This is a genomic window from Aquimarina latercula DSM 2041 (assembly GCF_000430645.1).
Classification (GTDB): domain Bacteria; phylum Bacteroidota; class Bacteroidia; order Flavobacteriales; family Flavobacteriaceae; genus Aquimarina; species Aquimarina latercula.
Genome location: NZ_KE387187.1, coordinates 303,898 through 328,452, shown reverse-complemented (window position 1 = coordinate 328,452; position 24,555 = coordinate 303,898). Strand labels below are relative to the sequence as shown.

Annotated in this window: 18 protein-coding genes and 1 pseudogene; 9 read left to right on the top strand and 10 right to left on the bottom strand. The window is 32.6% G+C overall.

All coding sequences use genetic code 11. The annotated features are described in order from the left end of the window. Positions 1-10: 10 nt before the first annotated feature. The 4 genes from H526_RS0127895 (at position 11) to H526_RS30450 (ending at position 4,441) form a co-directional block, all read left to right on the top strand. Positions 11-517, top strand: coding sequence for a hypothetical protein (locus tag H526_RS0127895; protein WP_027395940.1), 507 nt, complete (start codon positions 11-13; stop codon positions 515-517). A 720-nt stretch (positions 518-1,237) separates the two neighbouring features. Further along, positions 1,238-2,107: a M57 family metalloprotease gene (locus tag H526_RS0127890; protein WP_027395939.1), complete on the top strand. Its 870-nt coding sequence runs from the start codon at positions 1,238-1,240 to the stop codon at positions 2,105-2,107. Then, positions 2,088-2,288: a hypothetical protein gene (locus H526_RS0127885; protein ID WP_027395938.1), complete on the top strand. Its 201-nt coding sequence runs from the start codon at positions 2,088-2,090 to the stop codon at positions 2,286-2,288. The genes H526_RS0127890 and H526_RS0127885 overlap by 20 nt, the downstream gene beginning before the upstream one ends. 464 nt (positions 2,289-2,752) lie before the next feature. Beyond that, a complete protein-coding gene (locus H526_RS30450; protein WP_051336405.1) occupies positions 2,753-4,441 on the top strand; it encodes a T9SS type A sorting domain-containing protein in 1,689 nt (562 codons plus the stop codon). Positions 4,442-5,185: 744 nt separating this feature from the next. Here H526_RS30450 and H526_RS31375 read toward each other — a convergent pair. The 6 genes and pseudogenes from H526_RS31375 to H526_RS30435 all read right to left on the bottom strand — a co-directional run bounded on the left by H526_RS31375 (position 5,186) and on the right by H526_RS30435 (position 11,829). Continuing rightward, positions 5,186-5,479 (bottom strand): IS3 family transposase, encoded by a 294-nt coding sequence (locus tag H526_RS31375; protein ID WP_027395937.1) that lies wholly within the window; start codon positions 5,477-5,479, stop codon positions 5,186-5,188. Between the two features lie 330 nt (positions 5,480-5,809). Next, positions 5,810-6,236 (bottom strand): annotated as a pseudogene (locus H526_RS30440) (IS1595 family transposase); the annotation flags it as partial. Positions 6,237-6,540: 304 nt separating this feature from the next. Further along, positions 6,541-7,524 carry a type I phosphomannose isomerase catalytic subunit gene (locus H526_RS0127865; protein ID WP_027395936.1) on the bottom strand — a complete coding sequence of 328 codons (984 nt, stop codon included), beginning with the start codon at positions 7,522-7,524 and terminating at the stop codon, positions 6,541-6,543. A 527-nt stretch (positions 7,525-8,051) separates the two neighbouring features. Continuing rightward, positions 8,052-9,239: a glycoside hydrolase family 130 protein gene (locus H526_RS0127860; protein ID WP_027395935.1), complete on the bottom strand. Its 1,188-nt coding sequence runs from the start codon at positions 9,237-9,239 to the stop codon at positions 8,052-8,054. A 12-nt stretch (positions 9,240-9,251) separates the two neighbouring features. Beyond that, positions 9,252-10,646, bottom strand: coding sequence for an MFS transporter (locus H526_RS0127855; RefSeq protein ID WP_027395934.1), 1,395 nt, complete (start codon positions 10,644-10,646; stop codon positions 9,252-9,254). 34 nt (positions 10,647-10,680) lie between these two features. Beyond that, complete coding sequence (locus H526_RS30435) at positions 10,681-11,829, bottom strand: glycoside hydrolase family 26 protein (protein WP_051336404.1); 1,149 nt, start codon at positions 11,827-11,829, stop codon at positions 10,681-10,683. A 536-nt stretch (positions 11,830-12,365) separates the two neighbouring features. Here H526_RS30435 and H526_RS0127845 point away from each other — a divergent pair. From H526_RS0127845 to H526_RS31370, 4 genes are all read left to right on the top strand, one after another. Next, a complete protein-coding gene (locus H526_RS0127845) occupies positions 12,366-15,566 on the top strand; it encodes a SusC/RagA family TonB-linked outer membrane protein (RefSeq protein WP_027395933.1) in 3,201 nt (1,066 codons plus the stop codon). 17 nt (positions 15,567-15,583) lie between these two features. Further along, positions 15,584-17,158 carry a RagB/SusD family nutrient uptake outer membrane protein gene (locus H526_RS0127840; protein WP_027395932.1) on the top strand — a complete coding sequence of 525 codons (1,575 nt, stop codon included), beginning with the start codon at positions 15,584-15,586 and terminating at the stop codon, positions 17,156-17,158. An 11-nt stretch (positions 17,159-17,169) separates the two neighbouring features. After that, positions 17,170-18,225 carry an IPT/TIG domain-containing protein gene (locus tag H526_RS30430; RefSeq protein ID WP_035086871.1) on the top strand — a complete coding sequence of 352 codons (1,056 nt, stop codon included), beginning with the start codon at positions 17,170-17,172 and terminating at the stop codon, positions 18,223-18,225. A gap of 296 nt (positions 18,226-18,521) precedes the next feature. Continuing rightward, positions 18,522-21,779 (top strand): right-handed parallel beta-helix repeat-containing protein, encoded by a 3,258-nt coding sequence (locus H526_RS31370; RefSeq protein ID WP_051336403.1) that lies wholly within the window; start codon positions 18,522-18,524, stop codon positions 21,777-21,779. Positions 21,780-22,469: 690 nt separating this feature from the next. Here H526_RS31370 and H526_RS0127825 read toward each other — a convergent pair. The 4 genes from H526_RS0127825 to H526_RS30420 all read right to left on the bottom strand — a co-directional run bounded on the left by H526_RS0127825 (position 22,470) and on the right by H526_RS30420 (position 23,854). Continuing rightward, complete coding sequence (locus tag H526_RS0127825; protein WP_027395931.1) at positions 22,470-22,808, bottom strand: hypothetical protein; 339 nt, start codon at positions 22,806-22,808, stop codon at positions 22,470-22,472. Between the two features lie 61 nt (positions 22,809-22,869). Continuing rightward, entirely contained in the window at positions 22,870-23,283 is a 414-nt protein-coding gene (locus tag H526_RS0127820; RefSeq protein WP_155839803.1) for a hypothetical protein, read from the bottom strand. A gap of 59 nt (positions 23,284-23,342) precedes the next feature. Then, the gene (locus H526_RS0127815) at positions 23,343-23,612 is read right to left on the bottom strand and encodes a hypothetical protein (RefSeq protein WP_162144519.1); all 270 of its coding nucleotides are present in this window, start codon (positions 23,610-23,612) and stop codon (positions 23,343-23,345) included. 35 nt (positions 23,613-23,647) lie between these two features. Then, positions 23,648-23,854, bottom strand: coding sequence for a hypothetical protein (locus tag H526_RS30420; RefSeq protein WP_027395928.1), 207 nt, complete (start codon positions 23,852-23,854; stop codon positions 23,648-23,650). Between the two features lie 346 nt (positions 23,855-24,200). Between H526_RS30420 and H526_RS32060 the strand changes: the two genes are divergently transcribed. Continuing rightward, positions 24,201-24,374, top strand: coding sequence for a hypothetical protein (locus H526_RS32060; protein WP_155839801.1), 174 nt, complete (start codon positions 24,201-24,203; stop codon positions 24,372-24,374). The last annotated feature ends 181 nt before the right edge of the window (positions 24,375-24,555 follow it).

The window sequence follows — 24,555 nt, the reverse complement described above, 5'->3', positions numbered from 1 at the left end:
TATAAATATTATGAATGCTCAAAAAACCTTTTTAACTTTATTATTATCAACTACGCTAATCGTATCCTGCGATAAAGACGAATCGATCGAACAACAACAACTAGAACAACAAGAACAACAAGTTGAGGCTTTGAAACTCATTGATCCAAATAACTTGAGTGTTAAAGCCATTAATGAGTTATCTCTTGACGGCAAATGGCAAGTAACAAATAAATGGACTCCAGAAACAGGTTGGACAAGTACAACGAGTCCTTCAATAGATTTTGGTTTTGGAACTTTTTTATTTTACGTGAATACTTGGGACATAAATGGTAGTACAATTAATATGATAGCAGCTTCGGGAAACTCTGAAACAAGCTATGGTACTGAGAGCATAGAAGTAAATGGAAACGAAATTAGTTTTTCTGATCTTAAATATTCAGTGCAATCTTTTAATAATAATACTGGTTTATTAGTACAAGCGCTAAATGAAAACTCTCAGAATAATAGTGAGTATTACTGGTTTACTAAACAATAAATCTTGTTAATGTTTTAGATGGTAACACCTCTTTAATAGAGATACATACTATTTAAGAGGTGTATTACATAAATAGGATCGTAATGCATTAGTATTTTGATGTTTTTAACAACTAATTGTCATGCTTCAATGGCTAATAGATCTGAAGTTTTTTATGATAGTGTGGTTTTTTAGATATGGAAACTATATGATCTTTTAAAAGAACATCTTTATAAGTTTAGGAATCCAAAGAATAGTAGTAATAGTTCTATTCTGCCTAAAACTATCTAAAATGGCCAATGTTTTTTAGACCTTTTAGCTATCTGTCCTTAGTCACCTTTACAAAATATTAAATTAGTGTTTCATTTAATGGACATTAAGTCATTTAGCTAATTAACGTTAAATAATGGATCTGAAAAAAGTTGCAATTGAGACTTTAACTCCATCTGTGTTAAAAAATACACTGACGTTTATGCTAGTTTTCCTTTCAATGGGCTATTCGTAACGCTGACTATTTGCTGACCTAAATTGAAACTTGGTATATCTTTCAACTAGTTTTACCAGGATCGGCATTTTTTAAAAATTTAATCAATAGAATTCCCTGACGCTTGCGTCTGTGGTTTAGAGGAAAGTTTGAAAACCTTAGGTTTTCATCAAACTAAAAAATAAACTTTCTTCCGTTGAATGCCTCGTGTGCTTGCCCCGAGGATTATTTAAAATTATTTAAAATTATTTAAAATTATGAAAAATTTACAATTAGGATTTCCGACTTTTACGCTAGCCTTAGTTGCTGCATCGAGCTTATTTTTCTCTTGCGAGAACGAAGACCTCAATCCTGAATTACAGGAATCTAAAACTTTTACTAAACAAGAACAAGCAAATTTGACTAAAATAGGGTTTGACCAAGAAAAAACCAAAAAGAACGTTTTATCTTATCCAGATGGTACTTCTGAAGAATTTTATGTCTATAATGACCTTACATATGCCGTGGCTAATATAGGAAATTTAGATAATTTGGAATCAGATTCAAATAGTGAAGATGGGAATGAAAAATTATTTAGAACAACTAATTTGGCAGCACGAAATAGACAATATACGATTGCCTTCTTTGATATGAATGCACAATACCAAAGACAAGCTATTGGAGATGCTATTTGGCAATTTAATAATACTTTAGATACTTCTATCACATTAAGGGCTGTGTTTGCAAATGGAGCTGATTTTGGCAATACTCAAAGAGATATTGCTGTGTTTTGGGACAATACGATTGGTAATTTCTATGCACTTGCTGAATTTCCAGCAAATAATAGACCTGGAAGAACTATTCGAGTAAATTGGACTCCATCTATACTTGCTGATTTTGATGATAGAGCTAATTTTAGAGAACTTATTATGCACGAGGTAGGACACCAATTTGGATTGCGTCATAGTGATTGGCGTGCAAATGGGGAACCGGTTAGCGAATTAGGAGCTATACATATTCCTGGGACAGATAATACGGGTAGAAGTCAAAATTCTATTATGGTGGCAACTGCACCTCTTGCAGGTAGATGGTTTACCAACCAAGATATTGTGGCAATGCGTGCGTTATATGGATTTGTGCCTAGATAGAGAATGTGAGACCTCTTGTAATACAAAGTTTGCAGGAGGTCTTTATCAGAAAAATCTTGTTAATGTAGTTCTTCCTCATATTTGGGAAAATATTAACTGGTTTGAGATAATTTTATTTTCATCTGCAATGGATATTAATGGCAGTACGATTAATATGACAGTGGCTTCAGGTAATTCCTAAATAAGCTATGGTATTAAGAGCTTAGAAGTAAATGGGAGTGAAATTAGTTTTCTAATCCTAAATATTCTGTGAAATCTTATAATAATAATACCAGTACATTAGTACAAGGGCTAAATAACTCTCAGAACAACGGTAAGTATTACTGGTTTACTAATCTATAAAGTCAATTCATGGTCTTAGGTAATTATACCTTTTTGACATATAGATATGCCGTCTAAGAGTTGTTTTTTAAGCTATATCTTCTAATTTATTATCTGTAAAGTAGCTTATTATGATTTCAGGAATTATGTGACACATTTTTTTTTAAAATAATTAATATTTAATGGTTTAATTCTATTAAAAATAACAAATCCATAGTTCTTTATTTTTCAATTGTAAGTTTTGTAATAACTGATATTTGCTATTTCATTTTCTTTCTAGAACATCACCAAATTAATATTAAACCAAATTTAAAATTTACACAAATGAAAAAAACTATTGCAAGTGCCCTAATGATATTTTATTCTGCGATATTTATAGGTCAAGTTACCAATGAAGGAAAACCTGCTAGTTGGGAAGAAGAATTTTTAAAAAGTTCTAAAAAAAATATTTCAGAAATTCAAATGCCCTTATTTAACTTGAAAAAAATTAGAGCAGAAGATAAAGTTAATGATTCTGATAGATCCAAACCATATAGATTTGGTCATGAATTTAAAGTGGATGTGGATGTCAAAAAGGACGGTACGTTAGATATTCTTCCTAACGGAGATCACTTATATCGATTAGGGATTTATTCTGACGGAGCAAAAACATTAAATTTTGTGTTCGATAAATATAGCATACCTATTGGCGCCACGATATATTTTTATAATGATGATAAAACGGATTTATTAGGTGCATATACCAATGTTTTTAATAGCGCTGATGAAATGTTAGGTACTTGGATGGTATCAGGAGAAAAAGTATGGATAGAATATAGAGAGCCTAAAAGCGTTATTGGTCAAGGAAAGCTTAATATTGGAAGAGTAATACATGGTTACCGATCAGTTACCGATGTAGAGACTCAACAAAAGGCATTAAATGACTCCGGTGATTGTAACAGAGATGTGAATTGTTGGGTTGGTAAAGATTTTAATAATCTTAAAAATAAACTAAAGCACTCAGTAGCTTTGGTTATTATGAATGGGTCTACCTGCTCAGGAACTCTAATTAATAACACAAAGAATGATGGGACTCCTTTTCTTTTGACAGCCAACCATTGTAATACTGGATCAGAATCTACTTGGGCATTTCGTTTTAATTGGGTAAGTCCAAAAACTTCCTGTGGTACTACAGCTAATAGTACAAATGGTAGTATGAAACAAACGACCAGTGGAGCTAAAAGATTGGCTAGCAATTCAAATTCTGATTTTAAGCTTCTCCGCTTAACAGGAGGATTGGGTAATTGGCGGTTAGAATTTGCTGGTTGGGATCGCTCGGGCAAAAGACCAACAGGTTATACTGTAGGTATTCATCACCCTTGGGGCGATGTTATGAAAGTATGTAGAGACAATGCTCGACCGAAATATTCAACTTTTGATTTGAATGGTGACGGAAAAGCAGTTTTGAAGGCGTGGAAAATTGATGACTGGGATTTAGGAGTTACAGAACCAGGATCATCAGGATCCGCACTTTTTGATAGCACAGGAAGAATTATAGGCCAGTTAGCTGGCGGATCTGCTGCTTGTTATGGAACTAATGATAACGGTTTAGACGACAATTATGGGAGATTCTCTGTTTCTTGGAATTCGGGAAATACTAATGGTACAAGACTTCGTAATTGGTTAGATCCGAAAGGTACTGGTGCTAAAACTCTTAATTCTTTTTCTAAATGGGTTAAAAAGGATGTTAATTCGAATTCGGTTGTAGAAGAAGAAAATAATAAATTAGTTGATGATATCGCAAAAATTTATCCTAATCCGTCCAATGGAATCATTAATATGATCAACAATTCTGGAGACATTTTAAGGTATACTCTTTTTAATGTTATGGGACAAGAAATAGGACGAGGAGAGTTAATCGAAAATAGTATCGTTTTGGATATGACATCATATGTTGATGGTATATACTTTGTGTCAATTACTAATACATTAAACAACAAAATCTTTACTAAAAAAATTGTTATTAATAGATAGAGATATTATGTACGTTGTTTCCCAATAAGGTTATTTACGTTTCTGGTTAATTATCCTCTTAACGAAGTAGTTAGAACATATTTTAATAATTATTTGATTAACTAGTGCAATATTCTAATTTAAGTGAAGTATAATTTTGCTCTAGATGTTTTACGTCTAGAGCTTTTTTATGGTATGATACTCCCAATCCATTGGGCAGTTTAAGGATATTTTTAATTATTAAGAAGCGATTGGTTTTTTGTAAAATTTTTGATTTGGAGGTACTTTTCTAATTTCGTATGCTCTCTTCTATTACTATAAAGTTCAATATCTCTTTACTTTTTGATACAAATCTAATCTACCAATAGGCGGATTTAAGGTGTATTTTTTGTATTTCAAGTACTAGCAAAACCTCTCTAGATATTTATTATGATGAGCGAGTCCTTTTCCATCTATTCAGATTTGTATTTGGTACTTTTTCAAAGTGGTTATAAAAATATCGCTAGTATATTGTTATTTTTGATCTGAATTATGAATTTATCAAGTTCCATATTTCTCAATAGTATCATTTACTAATTCAATGCACCATTCTATACTTATTGAATTAGAAATACTCCAGTTCCATATTTTTCGATATGTACTTCATTAGAACCTATTTACATAAACTCGCGAAACATCGGGATATAAGTAATATCGGTTTGCTATACTTGATTAGGGTGGTGGATCTAAAGGGTTTTTAATAAATTTGGATACACAAAACTTGTTTTATCTCCTAATAGTAGTCTTTGGTCTAACGCAGATAGTTTGAAGTCCCATTAGTTTACAAAGTCTTCGGACTCTCTTGATATTCATACGATATCCTAAATCCAGATTGAGATAATCGATCATGCGTTTTACACCGTAGCAAGGATGCTTTGAAAATTGCCTAGCGATCTCTTTCATTAATTTTAGGTCTAGCGGACTTTCTCCTTTAGATTTATGATATACTCCTGAACGATTAATTTCTAATAGTTCACATTGTTGAGTAAGGCTTAGTGTTGAATGGAATTGTACAACCATTTGCTGTTTTCGGGAGTACTCGTCGTTCCAAGACTTTATTAAAAAATCATTTTCAACTCACAACTGATTAATTTTACTGTAAAAAGCACTTTTTTCTTTATTTGTCTCCTCTGTTTTGGTCTTTGAGTCAAAAGCTTTTGAAGAATTTTCTATAAACTTTCGCTTGCAAGTAGATATGATCAATATTTAGGGAAGATGAACATCAAAATTTGAAACAATCTCAAGTAAAGTGAGTTTATATTTGATTGATTCCAAAACAATTTTTGTTTTGATACAGCACTAAATTTGTAATTTAAGTAGCTGTCTTAAAAATGGTGAGTATTATACTACTCCACCTAAAAAAAATTCATCAACATGTACAGTGCCATCCATTTGATTATTACCGCTAGATGCCACGGCTTATCTGACTTTTAGCATAAACAAACGAGCTGTCCTTTCAGTTACATCGTATCGTGTACCCATATGACTTGCAGAAAGACTTTTAGTGCTTGTTGCCATCTCAAAACAGATAAAAAAGGCCTTGCGCAAACCAAACTTCACTTTATGGAATAAGGGTATTAGCTGTTGCAGATTCTGTATGAGAACAAACATTACAAGTCCTTGAAAAATCTTTCCGTTTTTGACTAGCTTTATGATTGCATTTTACACATTGATAAGTGTCTTTCCATTTAATTTCAGACAAATGTTCCTTGCAATCAGTATCACTTTTGAACCGATCAGAGAACTCTAGAAGGTTTTGGCCCTTGAAAACATCCATAAATAAAGTATTTTAGTGACTTAAAGATATGTATTTAAATACTGACCTCTAAAAATTTATTTTCATGGCTCCCTTTTTATAATTTAAAACGCTTTTCCGAATACGTCTTTATCTTTCGTTAATTTTTAATATCCCGAAGGAAATTACTTTCATTAACCATATTTAATCGATTTGAATTTTGTTAAATCCCTTTTAATACTGAAACATTTGAATGCAAAAATGGTTAATCAAGTTCAATTAAATGGTTCTAGATTTTAGAATTTTAAAGATTCTTGAACAATATATTTAACTATTAGTTAACATGTTACAAAGTTACTTGGATTAGAACAACTTTCTTCGAGGTAATTTTTACTTTGTTGATTGTGGCTGGTAACAAAATAGTTTCTCCTGTTTTCAAATCGTATTCAATTTTATTATATTCTAATTTTAATTTTCCGCCTACACATATGTAGATGACAAAAGAATCAATGTCAGATAGATCAAGAACTAATTCTTTATTAATTCTCAAAATATGACTTTTAAAGTATGGGGAATGTACTAGGGGACTATGAGTATTATTTAGTATATTATAATTTGTTTTATGTTTTTTCTGAAAAGTATAATCCATAGCATCAAGTGCTAATTCAGTGTGTAATTCTCTTTTTTTTCCTAGTTTAGAATCTATTCGGTTGTAGTCATAAATGCGATAGGTTATGTCTGAAGTTTGTTGAATTTCTGCTAATAATACTCCGGATCCAATTGCATGAATTTTTCCCGTTGGAATGTAAAAAGTATCTCCCTTCTTTACTTTCTCCTTATTAAGAATTTCTAAAAGGGAATTATTTCTTAAATGATTAGAATAAGTATTTTGATCAACTTCTTTGTTAAATCCAATAATTATATTAGCATCATCGTCTGCTTGCATTATATACCACATTTCATTTTTTCCAAAAGAATTATGTCTTTCTTTTGCTAACAGATTATTAGGATGAACTTGAATAGATAATGGTTCTCGTGCATCTATAAATTTTATTAAAAGAGGAAACTCTTCTTTAAACTTATCATAAACTTCTTTGCCTAGTAATCTCTCTTTGTATTTTTTTGATAATTGCTTAATAGTGAATCCTTTAAATTTCCCATTGGCTACGACTGTCTGACTTTCTTTTATATCAGATATTTCCCAGGATTCTCCAATGTTCATTTCAGTATATTGTTTGTTCAATACATTTTTCAATTTTTCTCCACCCCACATTCTATATTTGAAAATTGGACAAAACTTAATAGGATATAACTCGTCTTTATTATTCATCTATTCAATTTTATATTATCAAGAAAATGTTTCTATTGAAGAGACTAATGGGTTTAATCTTTCAAATTATTTGTATTATCTCCTCATTAAAATTTTAGTTTATGTTCTTCTATTAATTTGGCTGTTAAAGACAAAATATTCTTAAGCACTCACTGATTTATACATCAATTTTCCTAAAGATTCGATGTTGCCTGATTCGACTAATAGGAGTAGAGTTAAATTTTTTGACCAAACTCTTATTAAAGATTTTAGTAATTCACTTATTGATAAAAGGAACGAACCTAAACGAGGTACGAATATTAGGCTCCTTGTTTTGAATTTCAGTAGCGATTGCACTCAAATATTTACTTTATTTATAAACGAATTACTAGCAAATTTATTCCTTACCATCACATCGGCAATTTTAAATATTTTAATATTTATTTTTAGTTCATTAGGACTAATACATAAGGAAAGGTAAAGTATTTTGGCAACCCAATTATTTTAAAATTAAAAATATTCTTAGTTTTTGTAGGAAATAGAAAAATCTAATATAGCCCCTGATTGTGTCTTATTAACTTATGAATCGTTTTAACTGATTCTGAGCTGCTATGCGCATCTGCTGGTGTGTTTTTACAGTAATCTAATAATTTATCTATTGATGAGACTGCTACGTGCATCCTTACGTCAGAGGAAGCATAATAAATAAAAACGGTTCCATCTGGATCTTCAATCCATCCGTTACAAAATAAAACGTTACCTACATCTCCAATAATCTCTTCATCATTTGGAGCCATAAAATATCCGCCAGGGCAATATTTTATTTTAGTAATATCCTTTAAATCAGTAATAAACACATATAGTACATACCTTAATCCCGCTGCAGTATTTCGAACCCCATGAGCCATATGTATCCATCCATCTCTAGTTTTAAGTGGAGCAGGACCTAAACCATTTTTAAGTTCATATACGGTATGAAATTTTTTATTAAATATGACATTTTCTTTTTCTATAATTGGATTTTCCATTGAATCAGTATACCCTATGCCAATTCCACCTCCCGCTCCAGTTGTTATAAATCCGTCTTGGGGCCTTGTATATAGACAGTATTTCCCATTGATAAACTCAGGATGAAGTACCACATTTCTTTGTTGATTAGAAGGAGTTATTAAGTCAGGTAATCTTTCCCAGTTTATTAAGTCTTTTGTGCGAGCTAGTCCTGCACTTGCAATTGCACTAGATACATCTCCCGCTGGAGCACTAGGGTCCTTTCTTTCAGCACAAAATACACCATATATCCAACCATCTTCGTGAGATACTAATCTCATATCATATATATTAGTTGTTGGATTGTTTGTTTCTGGAATAATTAAAGGTTTATCCCAAAATGAAAAATTATCAATTCCATTTGGACTTTCTGCAATTGCGAAAAAGGATTTTCTATCAAATCCTTCCACTCTAACACATAAAATGTATTTGTCACCCCATTTAATTGCTCCAGCATTAAAGGTAGCGTTGACACCAATGCGCTCTAATCCCATAGGATTAGTATTCTCGTTTAAATCATATCTCCAATGTAATGGAGTATGCGCAGCAGTTATTATAGGCTTTTCATATCTTTCGAATACTCCATTGTTGTTTTCTATTGGTCTGTTTTTCTGTTCAATTAATTCTTTATGCGTTTTAAATAATTCTTCAAAAGTTTTAGAGAATGGTTTTTCTATTTTGTTAATCATTTTAAATACTTTTTAATTGTCGTTTTTCCTTCTCGCTATTAACTCAGTATTAATTTGTCGAACAAATTTGTCATCTAATTTGTAAAAAAATATGAAAATAGCAGATAGCAATGCTCCTGCCGCAGGTATAAAGCTTAGCATCATTCTTATTCCTGTAGTGGCAGATTCTGTTTGCGAAGTATTGGCTTCAAATCCATAATAAGCCAACATCCAGCCAGTTAGAGCCCCTCCAAGAGTCCATCCCATTTTTTGCGACATAGATGATGATGAGAATATCAAACCAGTAGCTCTTCTGCCAGTCTTCCATTCTGAGAAATCTGCTATATCAGCGTACATTGACCAGAGTAAGGGGAAGATGATTCCAGCGCTAATACTAATTAATGATTGGAATAAGAATATTAATATTAAATCACTTTCCTCAAACCAAAAGAAGATACAGCTCATTGTTGTGGCAAAAACCATTGAAAGTAGGAATGTGTTTTTTTTTCCTATTTTATCAGATAAAGGTTTAGCTAAAAGAACTCCGATGATGTTAAATGCTTGCCCTAAAACTAAATAAAGTGTACTATAATTTATAGCGACTTCGATTATGGAAAGCTTAAATGCTTCTTGATTGTTAAAATAATATTTAAAATAATAAATAGCAGATCCATCTCTCAATGAATTAAAAATCAACGAAGATACTCCTGCACCTAATAGGATAAACCACGGTTTATTGTTTGCTAGGTTTTTTAAATCTGTTTTTAAAGAATTTTTCTGTTCTTTAGGAGGTTTTACTCTTTCTTTGGTGTAATAAAAAGTAAGATAGAAAAGAACAGCTGCGATAACTCCATACACTATCAAGGTATATTGCCACCCTTTTTGAGTATCATCAACTCCAGAAGCAGTTTTACTAAAAAAGCTAACTAATGGTTCGGCAAGAGCTAATACAAGAATGCTTCCAGCAAAAGCGAATACAAATCGGAAAGTAGCTAATGATGTTCTATCTTTTAGATCAGAAGTCATAACTCCTAATAAAGATGCATACGGAACATTAACGGTTGTATAAACGATCATCATTAAAGCGTATGTGATGTAAGCGTAAATGAGTTTTCCCGAAGTGCTTAAATCTGGTGTGGTAAAGGTTAGTATTCCAATAATAGCAAAAGGGATCGCCATCCACATGAGGTAGGGTCTAAATTTACCCCATTTTGTATTAGTTCTATCGGCAATAATTCCCATAATAGGATCATTGATACCGTCAAAAACTCTTGTAACTAAAAACATTGTACCTACCATAGCAGCAGAAATCCCAAAAACGTCTGTATAAAAGAAAAGTAGATACATTGAAAATATCTTCCAAAACATAGATGATGCAAAATCACCTAATCCGTAAGCGGCCTTTTCTTTAAATTTTAATTTATGCATTTTTGTTTATAATATTTGTTCTTAAAATGAATATTTATTTTATTTTCTTTAAATCGTTTAAGAAAAGTACGTGAGGTAATTTTTGATACTGAATGAAATTTGAACTAGTCTTTTGATTCTTATAAGGCACATAAAAATGACTTTTACGAGCGTTTCTCCATAGTAAAACCCAAGATATTCCTGAATCTTTAATATTCTTGTCAAGAACATTTGTCCACCAATCATCACTGCTGTTTAGACCGTCTAATCCTGCTTCAGAAAGTGCGTATGGCATGTTTTTTTCGTTACCTATCTTTTTTAGGATAGCTAAATCTTTCTTTAAAGTATTCGCATAATCTTCGTCAGAGGAATATTGGTAGAGGTCAATACCTAATAAATCCACATATTTGTCTCCAGGGTAATAGTCTAAAAACTGCTGACCTTTGTTTAATAGATTGGGAGAGTACATAAATAAGACGTTGTGTACATTATATTCTTTTATTAATAATGTTACAGTTTCTCTCCATAATCTTTTGTACTCATCAGGCGTACAACTTTTGTTACCCCACCAGAACCACCAGCCATTCATTTCATGAAAGGGACGAAATACTACTGGTACATCTTTACCTAAAAATTTATTTAATTGCTTTAGATATTTAGCAACGTTTTTTAGGTATTCCTCTTTGTACTTAGAATGTAATATCCCTCCTTTAAGAATGTCTTTCACGGTAGATGTTGTGTCCCAACTGCTTTTATTGGTTTTAGGATTATTTGGGTGCCAACTTAAAGTGATAATTCCATTGTCTTTGTGGGCCTTGAGTATCAATTTTTTCATTAATTTAAAGTCGACCGTATCTAAATTATGAGGTTGTTTAGTTTCTATATGACCAATGTCGAAACCATATACACCGGGAAAATCACCAGCAACTAGATTCACATCACTTTTATATATGGAGCCATTATTTTTCCAACCTATACCATACGCGGTAGCATCTTGATGACCAAAAGCATACCCTTTTTTAGTTATACTTTTTATCTTATTATATAAGGTATGAACTTGACTTTTAGCATTTGAATCTACAAGTAATAAATGGGACTGAGATAAATTATTAACAGATTTGCACGAACAAAAAAATAATAACACAGAAAGATAAAAAATGGGAAGTAAGTAATTGTCAAAGTGAATTTTTTTTGTATAAATCATAAAATTTTGCAGATAATATAATTTTGATTTTTTTTGAACAATTCTCAAATAAAATTATGGGAACGTCATCGTATGTTAGTTGAAAACAAATATAAATTCAGAATAATCAAATTGTTAATATTATTTTATCAATTCCTAATTAAATTTCTATTAAGACTCTTAGACTATCTCTAAATCAGAACATTCGCTAAATTTCTTATATGCCTTAAGGTCTAATATAGGTTTTATTCCATTTGTAAATTTACTCTTACAATTTGATGCGAAAAAAAGGTTTTTGTTCCGAGACAACATCACTAGTTTTTTAAGAGGTTTTCGAATTTAGGAATATTGGCATAAAACTCTTTGAATAATTAATATTTATCATAATAAATAGTATAAAAGTTTTTTTTCGATAATGATTTAGGAATAATATCACCAAATGATGAAATAGTATTAAGGAATAATTAACGTGAATACTAAATTAGCATTTAGAAAACTATGAAGTTTTTTTTAATTCTGTATCGTTATAAGGTTTAAAATTAATTTAAAATATTAATATGAAGGAAAACAACTCGAAATTTATCTATAATCGCAAGGGAAGTGTTTTTTTGTTTTGTATTTGTGTGTTGTGTTTTGTTATGCAATCTTTTTCACAAAAAACGGTAACAGGGCAAGTCTTACATCCGTCAGGTGAACCTATACCTGGAGTAAATATCATTGTAAAAGGAACAAATATTGGAGCATCTACGGATTTTGATGGGAATTATGAAATTATTGTCGAAGAGAATAATATCTTACTTTTTAGTTATATTGGTTTTAATGATTTGGAGGAACGAGTTGAGAAACGAAAGGTAATTAATGTAGTTTTAGAAGAGGATGCAGAGGGGTTAGAACAGGTGGTTTTGATAGGTTATGGTTCTCAGCGAAAATTAGACGTTAATGGTTCGATTTCCACAATAAAAATAAAGGATATAGCAGATGTACCACAGCCTACGGTTGATCAGTTATTGCAGGGAAGAGCTGCAGGTGTTACTGTTACTCAAAATTCAGGAAAACCTGGTGGGGCTATATCGGTTAAAATCAGGGGGCTAACATCGATAACAGGTAGTAATGAACCGTTGTATGTTATTGATGGTGTTCCAATATCTGGGGATTCACGTAATTCTAGTACTAGTGGAAGAACAGATGCTTCGGCTTTTGGAGGTAACGGTCAAACAGGGTCAAGTCCTTTAGCTCTTTTGAATCCTGGAGATATTGAATCAATTGATATATTAAAGGATGCTTCAGCTACTGCTATATATGGATCTCGAGGTGCTAACGGAGTTGTAATAATAAAGACAAAAAATGGAAAGAAAGGTAATATAGGTAATGAGGATAGTAAATTTAATTTTAGTACATTTTTGACTTTACAAGAACCACAAAAATTATTAGATGTAATGGATCTTCCAACTTATGCGGTTCTTCAGAATGAATTATCTGACGCATATCAAGTGCCAAGAAGACCACAGTTAGCTAATCCTAACTTATTGGGAGCTGGAACTGATTGGCAGGATGCGGTTTTTCAACAGTCAGTAATGAAAAATTATCAGTTATCTTATTCTGGAAATACTGATAAAATGAACTATCTTATATCAGGAGCATACTTAGAACAAGAAGGGACAGTAATTGGTTCTGGTTTTGATAGAGTTACTTTTAGAGTAAATGTAGAGGGTAATGTAAAAAGTTGGCTTAGAGTAGGTGCAAATATAACTGCTGGTAGAACCGATGAAAAAATTACTCTTAACGGAGATAGGAACGGTGTTGTTAGTTTGTCTTTATTACAAGCTCCAGAAGTAGCTGTAAGAAATGCTGATGGAACTTTTGCAGGACCTCCTTCTGATCCTTCCGCGAACGAAGGAAGTATTAATCCAGTTGCTTTGGCTTTAAGTATAACTAATAAATTGAGGAAGCATTCTGCTTTAGGTAATATATTTACAGAGTTTGATATTACAAATGATTTAAAGTTTAGAAACGAAATAGGTGGAAATTTTGATTTTTTCACAAATTCTATTTTTACTCCTACGTATGAATGGGGGCGTTTTATTAATAATAATGCAACACTCCAAGAAAAGCGAGCGGAAAATCGTTTTTGGATTGTAAAGAATTATTTGAGTTTTAATAAAACATTAAATGAAATACACAATTTGTCTCTATTGTTAGGACAAGAAGCTCAAGAGTCTTCTTGGAATGGTACGCAAGTTACTGGTCAAGGTTTTGTTAATAATAATGTCCAAACCTTGAATAATGCAGGTGAAATTGTAAGTTCAGATTCTTATAAAAATAGTACTACTCTAAATTCTTACTATGGTAGAGCAATTTATTCCTTGATGGGTAAATATGGTTTAACAGCTACGTTTCGTGCTGACGGTTCTTCTAAATTTGATGGTTTAGGGAACAATAAATGGGGCTATTTCCCTTCTTTTTCTGCGTCTTGGAAAGTATACCAAGAGCCTTGGATGGAGAATGTAAATTATGTTGTTGATGATTTAAAGTTAAGAGTTGGATATGGCGTTGTTGGAAATCAGGATATACCAAATTATTTATATGGTTCCAGTCTGGACGATGTTCCTACGGGTTTAGGTTTAGGCTTTTTAGTACGAAACATTCCAAACCCAGATTTAAAATGGGAAGAAACTAGGCAGACCAACATAGGCCTGGATTTTACAGTTTTTGATAGTAAATTAAATGCAACTATCGACGTTTATAATAAAGATTCGAAAGATTTTTTGTTCCAGCTTCCTTTACCTATTTATGTTACGGGTCCTTCTGGTGATGAAGCTGATTTGGGAGGTATTAGAGCTCCTTTTGTTAATTTAGGAAGTATGAATAACAGAGGAATCGATGTTAGTTTAGCTTTTTCAACCGATCCATCGAGGAAATTTTCCTGGAATACTAGTTTAAACTTTTCGCATTACAAGAATGAAGTCACAGACTTAAATCAAAATAGTCTGGAAATTATTCGAAGTGTAAATACTTCTTTTTTATCTACACCAGTTACAAGAACAGTAGAAGGGGAGGCAATAGGTCAATTTTGGGGGTATAAAGTAAAAGGTTTATTTAGAAGTCAAGATGATCTTACTGGTGCACCAGTTCAGTTTGGAATTCCTTTTTCCGATAGTTTGGGGGATAATTATCTAGGAGATGTTCAATATGAAGATCTTAATGGAGATAGTATTATAAATGAGGAAGATAGAACGTTTATAGGTAACCCTCATCCTGACTTTACTTTTGGGTTTAATAATAATTTTAGATATCAGAATTTTGACCTAAGTATTTTTCTTCAAGGTTCCTATGGAAATGATATTTTGAATTTAACAAGAAGAGAATCCACGTCGTTGGCAAGATTATTTACGAATCAATTGACAGAAGCGCAAGATTTTTATACATCTGATAATATTGATGCGGAATTTCCTAGACCACGAAGAGGAGATGATAATCAGAATTTATTTATTTCGGATCGATATGTTGAAGATGGTTCTTACTTACGAATTCAAAATGTGACTATTGGTTATAGTTTATCTGATGATCTTATAAGAACACTTGGAATTCGTAAATTCAGAGTATACGGAACTATTAACAATTTGTATACTTTCACGGATTATACAGGTTACGATCCGGAGATAGGTTCTTTTAATGGAGATGCTTTACAAATGGGGATAGATAGGGGTAGATACCCAAGTGCGAGAACATTTACTTTTGGTGTTAACGCAGAATTTTAATTTTAAATAATATTTTTATGAAATTTTTAAATATAATAACGGTAGTGCTGCTTATTGTTACTTCAATGGTTTTCATGAATTCTTGCAGTACTGATGAGTTTTTGGATCGCCCTCCTGAAGATTCGATTACTTTGGACAATTTTTTTTCTAATGAGGAGGAGCTGGTAGCTGCTACTAATGCTTTGTATAGTGTTCCTTGGTTTAATTTTAATAATAAAGCTTTTTGGTCTATTTCGGAATTACTTTCAGGAAATGCTAGAACGTTTTCGGGAGATATAGTAAATTATGGTAATTTTTCCATTACTGGTGATAATTCGGTTTTATCCGACGGATGGGAATCTTTATGGGGTGTTGTTGCTCAGAGTAATGCGATTATCAATTTTTTACCGGATAGAGTTTCTCCCTCTATTTCTCAGGAGGTCGTCAACAATACATTAGGCGAAGCCCATTTTATGAGAGCAGTCGCTTACTTTTATTTGGTAAGAACATGGGGAGCAGTTCCAATTATTGAAAATAATTTGGATTTAGCGAATAATCCTATAGTAAATACTAATCAGGTATTAGACATTTATCAGTTTATCGAAATGGATTTACAATTTGCAATAGATAATTGTTACCAAAAAGTAAGAGGAAGTAATTATGAGGATAATGGTCACGTTTCTAGCGGATCTGCTAGAGCGTTTAAGGCTAAGATCCATTTATATCAACAAGAATATGGCGAAGCTAGGATAGAGGCTGAAACAGTTATTAACAGCGGTGAGTTTAAATTATATGGACAGGATATCCCTGGTACTACTTATGCTGATCTTTTTCTTACAGTTAATAATAATAATGAAGAATCTGTTTTTGCATTACAATGGGAGCCCAATCGTTATGGAACAGGAAATTCAATGCAGGCATCTTTTGCATTAAATTCTACAATTACTGGAACAGGAGATGGTTTTTCAGTTATTGGACCTACGATTGATTTACAATCTGCATATGAGATTGGAGATCTTCGTAGACAACCAACAATTATGTTGGCAGGAGATGTTTATCCCAATATTTTATCAACTTCAGGTGGTTTTACGGTACCTGACGATGTTAATGTTCAGAATACTAGAGCAGCTATTAAGAAGTATGTTGTTGGTACGCCAGAGGATAATGATGGTGAAGGAATAAGTCAAGGGACGGCTAATAATACTTATATTATGAGGTACGCAGAAGTTTTGTTGATTCATGCTGAAGCTATTTTAGCAGGAGGAGCATCCACTTCCGATCCGGCTGCACTAAATTCATTTAATAGTGTTAGAACAAGAGCTGGTTTAGGCAGTTTCCCGTCAATCACTTTTGATGATATTTTAAAGGAAAGAAGAATAGAGTTGGCTATTGAAGGTGATTATTGGTTTGATCTAGGAAGAATTGATCGATCTAAAGCTATTGATATTATAAGTAATCAAGAACGAGGAACATTTAGTAATGATGATCCTAATGTTATTTTTTCTGAAAATTATACACCATCAATAGATGATTTTATATTAGCATATCCTGCGAGTGACGTTGCAATAAATCCATTATTATTGGAACCACCAGTTCCATATGATTTTAATTAAAAAAAAGAGCTATGAAAAGATATTTAATCTTAACTGAAGAAAGGTTTACTCTGGTAAATAAGTTGTTTTTACTAATTGTAATTTTGTTTTTAACTTCCTGTGAAGGTGATGATTCAAGGGAGCTTTTTTCAAATGAACCGCCAATACTTATGGAAGTAAGTTTAGTTGAAACTAGCGAACTAGTATCTTCTGGTTTTAGAAATAGCTTTTATGCAATTCGCGGACAAAATTTGGGGTCTACTAGAGAGGTCTTATTTAATGGCGAACCCGCGTTTGTAAATCCTTCATTTGTAACCGAATCGACAATAGTCATTTCAATACCGGAAAATGCACCTTATGGAGTTTCTGATAGCATATTAGAAGTTGTAACTAATTTTGGAACAGCTACATTACCTTTTTCTATTAATCAACCAAAGCCTGAGATTAATTCGATTTTTCCTTTGGCTGCAGGTGCAGGTGAAGAGGTTACCATAAACGGCGATATATTTGATGGTCTTTTGTCTGTTAAGTTCGGTGATGTTGATGCAGAGATTGTTTCTTTTTCAAGTACTGAAATTAAAGTATTGGTACCAGAAAATATAGTGCAAGCTAAAATCTTCGTTGAAACTCCTGGTGGTGTAACAGAATCCGATGTAGCTTTTGGATTTAAATTTGTTATTTATGATGATTTTTTAGCTATTGGATGGTGGATTGGAGGATGGGGAGGATCGCAAGTTTTCGATAGCACTACTCAAGTAAGAAGAGGAGAATTTTCAATTGAAAGGATTACCGATAGTTTTTCCGGATTTCAGATAGGTAATGGAGGTGCTCCGTTACAGATATCAGATTTTACAGCAATAAAAGTATCATTGTATTATAATGGAGTAGGAGGTACTGATGTTAAAATAGTTGTTAATGAAAAATTTGATGATGGAAAGATAGTAACATTACAAGGTGGAGAATGGTTAGATTTTACATTTACATTGGAAGAATTAGGAATTATTGATGGAACTATGGATCAGTTCATTATTCAGGAGTTTAGTGGTTCGAGCGTTACTATTTATATTGACGATATAGGTATGATATAAAATGTTTATATAAAAAAGAAAGTTGTGTGATAGTTGTTTTAAATTGTTTTTAGAAGGATGTTTTTGTTAATCACAAGAAATTACCCGGTTTAACTTAATCGGGTGAGTCCTTCTTTATCAGTTGGATCAACCCTTTTCAAGAATTTTATTGGAAAAAAAGAGGCTTTTTAGATCTCAAATCGTTGTTCGATTTAACGAATTCTAGCATAATACCTGCGGTTAATAGAACAAGTAATACAGAAATAGGCAGTGATGTTATATTTTGAAATTGAATTAAACCAACTCAACAATTAACAATGAAAAATAATCAAACTTTTAAAATTTTTTTTCGAAAATGTATATGGATACTCTTATTCATATTTGTGTCTTCTTTACATGCGAAAAATATTTATGTAGCAAAAAACGGAAATGATTCAAATTCCGGAACACAATCAAGTCCATATAAGACAATTGGAAAAGCATCTGCAGTAGCACAAGCTGGTGATGTTATTATTATTGGACAAGGAACCTATGAAGAAATTGTTAGACCAGCTAGATCTGGTAGTGCGGGTCAACCGATAACATATATTGCTAAAAATGGAGAAAAAGTAATTATTTCTGCTATGCAAGCTTTAAGCGGTTGGCAGAAAGATAATGGAACAATTTACAAGATAAAAGTAGATTGGGATTTAGGTCAGGAAAATTTTGTGTTAAATGGTAACACGGCTATGGATCTTGCTAGGTGGCCTAATAACACAGATGGTACACCTTTTACGTTGAATTCTCGCAGAAACGATGGAGGTAGTGGAGGTAATGTTGTTAATGGTGCATTTTTGACATCATCCCAAATCCCTAATATTAATTGGTCAGGTGGAACTGTATTTTTTTATGGAGATAAACCTGGGTCTGGATGGATTGCTTGGAAAGCACTTATTAATAGTAGTTCTCCCGGAAGAGTGAATTTCAAACTAGATAAAAATCCAAACTGGATACGTACGTTTCATGCCCCAAAAGATAAAGGAGATTTTTATTTGGAAGGAGTAAAAGGAGCATTGGATTATCAAAATGAATGGTGGTTTAATTCCCAAACCAAAGAATTATTTGTTCAAATGCCAAACGGTTCTGCACCGTCTAATGGAGCTGTGCAGATGAGAAGAAGAAAGGTAACTATTGATCTTTCTGGTAGAAGCTATGTACATATTAAAAATTTAGCTGTATTTGGGGGATCAATCGACATGCCTAGAAATTCGAATAACAATTTGATTTATGGAGTTTCTTCTTTTTATGGGAACCATATATTAGGTGTTCAAAAAGGATTTTCAGCCAATAAACAAAGTGTATTAATGGAGGGAAATAACAACGTAGTTGAACGTTGTGAAATAGCCTTTGGAGCAGCAAACGGTATTAAAGTAGGTGGAGATAAAAACAAGATTCTAAATTCTAGAATTCACGATTTTAATTACTTGGGATCTTATGACGCGCCAATAAATGCCAGAGGAGGTAAAAATACTTTGTTTAAGAACAATACTATTTTTAGAGGAGGAAGAGATGGGATTCAATTTTTTAATAATAATAGTGAATTTTCTTATAATGATATTTATAAGGCAAATTTGATTAATGATGATTGTGCCCTATTATACACTGTAGGAGGTCCTCATAATGGTAAGATTCATCATAATTGGTTTCATGATAATGAAGGTAGAGGAAAATTACGAAAAGCAGCTGGGATTTATCTTGATAATGATGCAGAAGCTTTTTCGGTTCATCACAATGTGGTGTGGAATGTAGAATGGACCGGAGTTCAGATCAACTGGAATGGTAAAGACATTGATGTCTTTAATAATACTTTGGTAAAGGCTAAAGGTGGAGCAATGGGAGCTTGGCATAAGGAAGGAACAGCTTTTTCAAATGTGAAAGTATGGAACAATATTGCTGATGTTAGAACTGAGGATGACCCTTCTACACAAGAGGATGAAGGTACTTTCGAAAGAGATGCGGATAAACAAAATAATGTAATTACTCAATCAGGGTATACGAATTATAATGGTAATAAATTTACACTAAGATCTAATTCTCCTGCTGTAAACGCTGGTAGAAGAATATCGGGTATAACTGATGGTTTTGTTGGATCAGCACCAGATGCAGGTGCATATGAATTTGGAGGAGAAAATTGGGTACCAGGAATTAACTGGAATCCCGTTTTAGGTCCTGCAGGTACTGGTTGTTACGGACTACCTGGTGAGGATTGTAATGATACTACTATTCCTGATGAGATAGCATTTGTAAATGCAGCAACATCAATTCAACCTCAAACCTCATATGAGTTTGATATTAAATATAGTGCACAAACAAACAGAGAAATTGTTGTTGAGTTCTGGTCAGGAACGAATTGGCTTGCTCAAAAAATGGTGTCAGTAGAAAAAGGATCTCGGAATGTAACTATTACTGTTGATCTTCCTGTAGCCCCAGCGGTTGGTACAGGCTATGCTTATAAAGCACATATTAGGCCTGTTGGTAGTAGCTGGCAAGAAGCTTTGGATAGAGATCAAATCAATAATGTAAGTGTAGAGGAACAATTACTTGAAGATAAAATTTCTTTTAGTAATGCTCCTACAAGTATTGTACAAGCAAACTCATATCAAATAGATGTAAATTATGAAGCATCTACGAATAGAGAAATCATAGTAGAATTTTGGTCAGCTACCAATTGGATCGCTCAGCAAAATGTTACTGTTTCTGCAGGAAAAGGAATAAAATCAGTTACTGTAAACCTTCCCAATGCTCCACAATCTGGTTCGGGATATATTTATAAAACTCATATTCGACCATTAAATACTTCTTGGCAAGAAGCAATTGATAGAGATCAGATTGATAATGTAACTGTCACTGGGGCATTTACACAACTCATAATAAATGGTTCATATCAAATAGAGTCTACGCAATCTAATCAAAGATTGTTATCAAGAGCTAATGAACAACATAGTTCGATTATGAGTAGTCCATATCCTTATAATGACCAAGTATGGGTTTTTAATCATAAAGGAGATAATGTGTACACCATAAGAAACTTGGGAACTAATAGATTTTTAGAAGTTCCTTATGCACGTTGCGGTAACGGAGAAAACGTTGCTACTTGGACAGGTTCGGAAGGTAATCATCAGAAATGGAAAGTAATTAGGAATGGTAGTAATTCATTTAGTTTAAAACCGATGCATTGCATATCAAGTGCATTAGATAGAGCTGCTGGTGCTATTGATGCTAATGTTCACATTTGGGGTTTTAATTCTGAAAACAACAATCAGAAATGGAAAATTGTTTCATTAGGTAATCGAGAAAAGCCAGAAGAAGTAAAATCAGAAATTCTATCAGTGTATCCTAACCCTTCATCTAATTCTATAATAATTCAAGGAGTGGAAGAGAACGATGTTCTAACTATATATGACCTAATGGGCAAGGTTATTAAGCGAACTAAATTAACCACTAATAATGAATCATTGATTATTTCAGATATGGCATCTGGGCTTTATATTTTATCAGTATTTGGTAAGGATAAAGTACAGTTCGTCAAAGATTGATGGAAAAGACATAAATAAAAAAGGAGGTTTGAAAATTTTATCTAAGTTTTTGAATTTTTACGTTCGACGTTAATTAGACTTTTCCAGCTATGAGGTTAGTAGACATATTCATAAAACAGTAAACCCCTTGTAAATAGTATGATTTCTTTGTAAATTAAGTTGAATAAAACCCCGAAAACAGCTATCAGGAGCAAAAAACGGGGTTTTACTTTTCATTGATTATGAAATTACATAGAATAAGTTAGTTTCAGCATCATTTTTCATTTTTATCTGTTGAAGAAAATTTTGATTGATTTTATGCTCGTTTCTTACAGAGTTATTTAGGTAAAATTTATATCGCTATCTGGGGTTCTCTTGTCGAAATTTTGAAGCTTAAAGAGCAGCAATCGGGTTTTGAAATGTTATTTAGTCTCTAGGAGAAAACTCGATTATTTTGATTTTTTAGCTTATCAATTTTTAGTATTAGTGTCAACACCTAATTGATTTTCGTTTTTTTTGGTTCTATACTGGTTTTAATTTAGAAAATCGTGTTTTCTCTTAATTTTAGTACTTTTAGGCATAGGTATCCTGTCTTTACTTGTTAGTTAGCTGTTTATATAATCAAGCAGCAACCTTATAGGCTTCTCTTGGCTCTTTCTTTAAGCGTTTCCGCTCTTGTTTTATTAATTCCCTTCTTATTCTTTTGAGATTCTATGCGGTGATCCCTATACTGACATACCGTTTAAACCCGTGATATTCCTTATCAGGACAGCGGTCCAGTCCACAATGCTCCAGTTCATTGATATTGGATTCTACTGCGCTATACTTATTTTTGAGCGTTTTGAAAGCAGGATCGGTTTCTTCTATGGTTTCCGCTTTAGTACGTTTTCCTTTCTTAGGCATCACCACCAGTGCTACCTTTTGCTTAAGGTATTGTTTGTTATCTGAATGATAGTATCCTTTGTCAAAACTCCAACTTTGTATTTTGTATTTGCAAAGTAAATCAGCAGCTGTTTGGATCACAATTTGGGAATCTGATTCATTTTCCATCACTCGATGATCGATAATCAGTGCATATTGATCCGTAGTGATAGATATTTTTGACCCAGTTTTACATTGGGGCGACTTTTACCTTTGTTAATCCACTCAGTGTAGTCTTCAAAGATGGAAAACATTTTTTCCCGTGAGGGATTTGCTCGCCTTGTAATAATCGACGATCTACTAAATCTATATGTTTGTCTAATAATTCAGTAAAACGCTCTAATTCTAACCCTAATGCTAATGTTTGTAGATCATCAGCAATCAAATTTATATGGGTAGTGTGATTTTTTTTACTTAAAACTCGTGCTTTATCAAGATAATCCTCTATTGTTCTTTTGACACGTTGTTCTTTGTTTTTACCTCCAGGGGCACTTGCTTTACCCAAAGCACGGCAACGATTTTTGAGCGCCCGCTTCCAGTCCTTAGTTTTTCCCCAGCCTGATAGGTTGGGGCAACGCTCTGTAATCTTCTCTATAGTGTCCAAAGCTTTACGGCCACAATCCCATAACAAGTTGTAATCGGTAGGAAAATGAACGGTACTCTCTAAAACATAACTATCCCTTTTGACAAATAATGCTGCCGCTTCTTTTTTTTAAACACTTCTTTATGACCAAATTCAACGATCACATCATTGATTTGGTTTAGAGTCTGATCATCCAGTAAACGAACATTATCCACAATATGATCATAACTGAAATCAATAAAGGTATCTGAATAAAAATCAGTATTGTTTTCTATACCAAGGAGTTGACGTAAACCATTATGAGAAGAAACCATCTCATCTAAACGATCATAATCAATTCCTAAAGCCAAACGAAACTGAGCTAAAACAAAAATTTGCCACAAATTTAGTCCAAAACGACCTGTAGCTTTTTTACCGCTAAGCAGTTTTGTTCTAAAATATAAAAAATCTTCTCATTATAAATTGGGGTAGTATAAATTAATAATAGGGGTTTAATCAAGGCAGGGATATCATCCCGACTTTTTACCCGTACAGGAGTTTCTGCAATAGGTTTTACTCCTAATTCCATTTGTTGCTCGAACCGTTTACGCATCTGTCTATAAAATTGATTAACAAAAATAAAATACTTCGAATCTAAATCACATGAAGCCAATAAAAGCGTCTTTAAAACTAATTTAACACCTTTATAGCTAAAACATTCAAATACTAAATCTCTTGTTAAACCAAAAATAACAACAAATCTTTTGGATTACTGCGGGTACTATTTAGCACAAAAGAGGGGATAGGCTCAATGATTATAAAGCATTATGCCTGTTGTTCAGATAAAAAACTCATCGAACAACTTAATTCTAATATTGATTATCAATTTTTCTGCGATATTCATTTAGGATTGAAATCGTCTGACCAATTTTAAAATAGTAAGTCAGATTCGTTGTGAATTGGCAGGCAAACTAGATATAGACACCTTAGAAAAAGATTTATTTGCACATTGTAAGTCTTATATAGATAGTAAAAATCAAATTACTGTAGATGCCACTTGTCATGAGAGTGAACTTCGTTATCCTACAGTACAAAAATTACTTTGGGAAGCGGTAGATTGGTTGTATGGATAACTTAAGAAAACCTATAAAATTGTGTGAGTAAAAATGGTTCGTTCCAAATATATTAAATGGAAAAAGCGCTATATTAGATTTAGTAAAATGTGTCATAAAACTACTAAAAAGCGAAAGCCATTTACTAGAGCTTTGTTGCATTTATTCTAGGATGGTTTAACACCCCGAGGCTTGCCTCGCT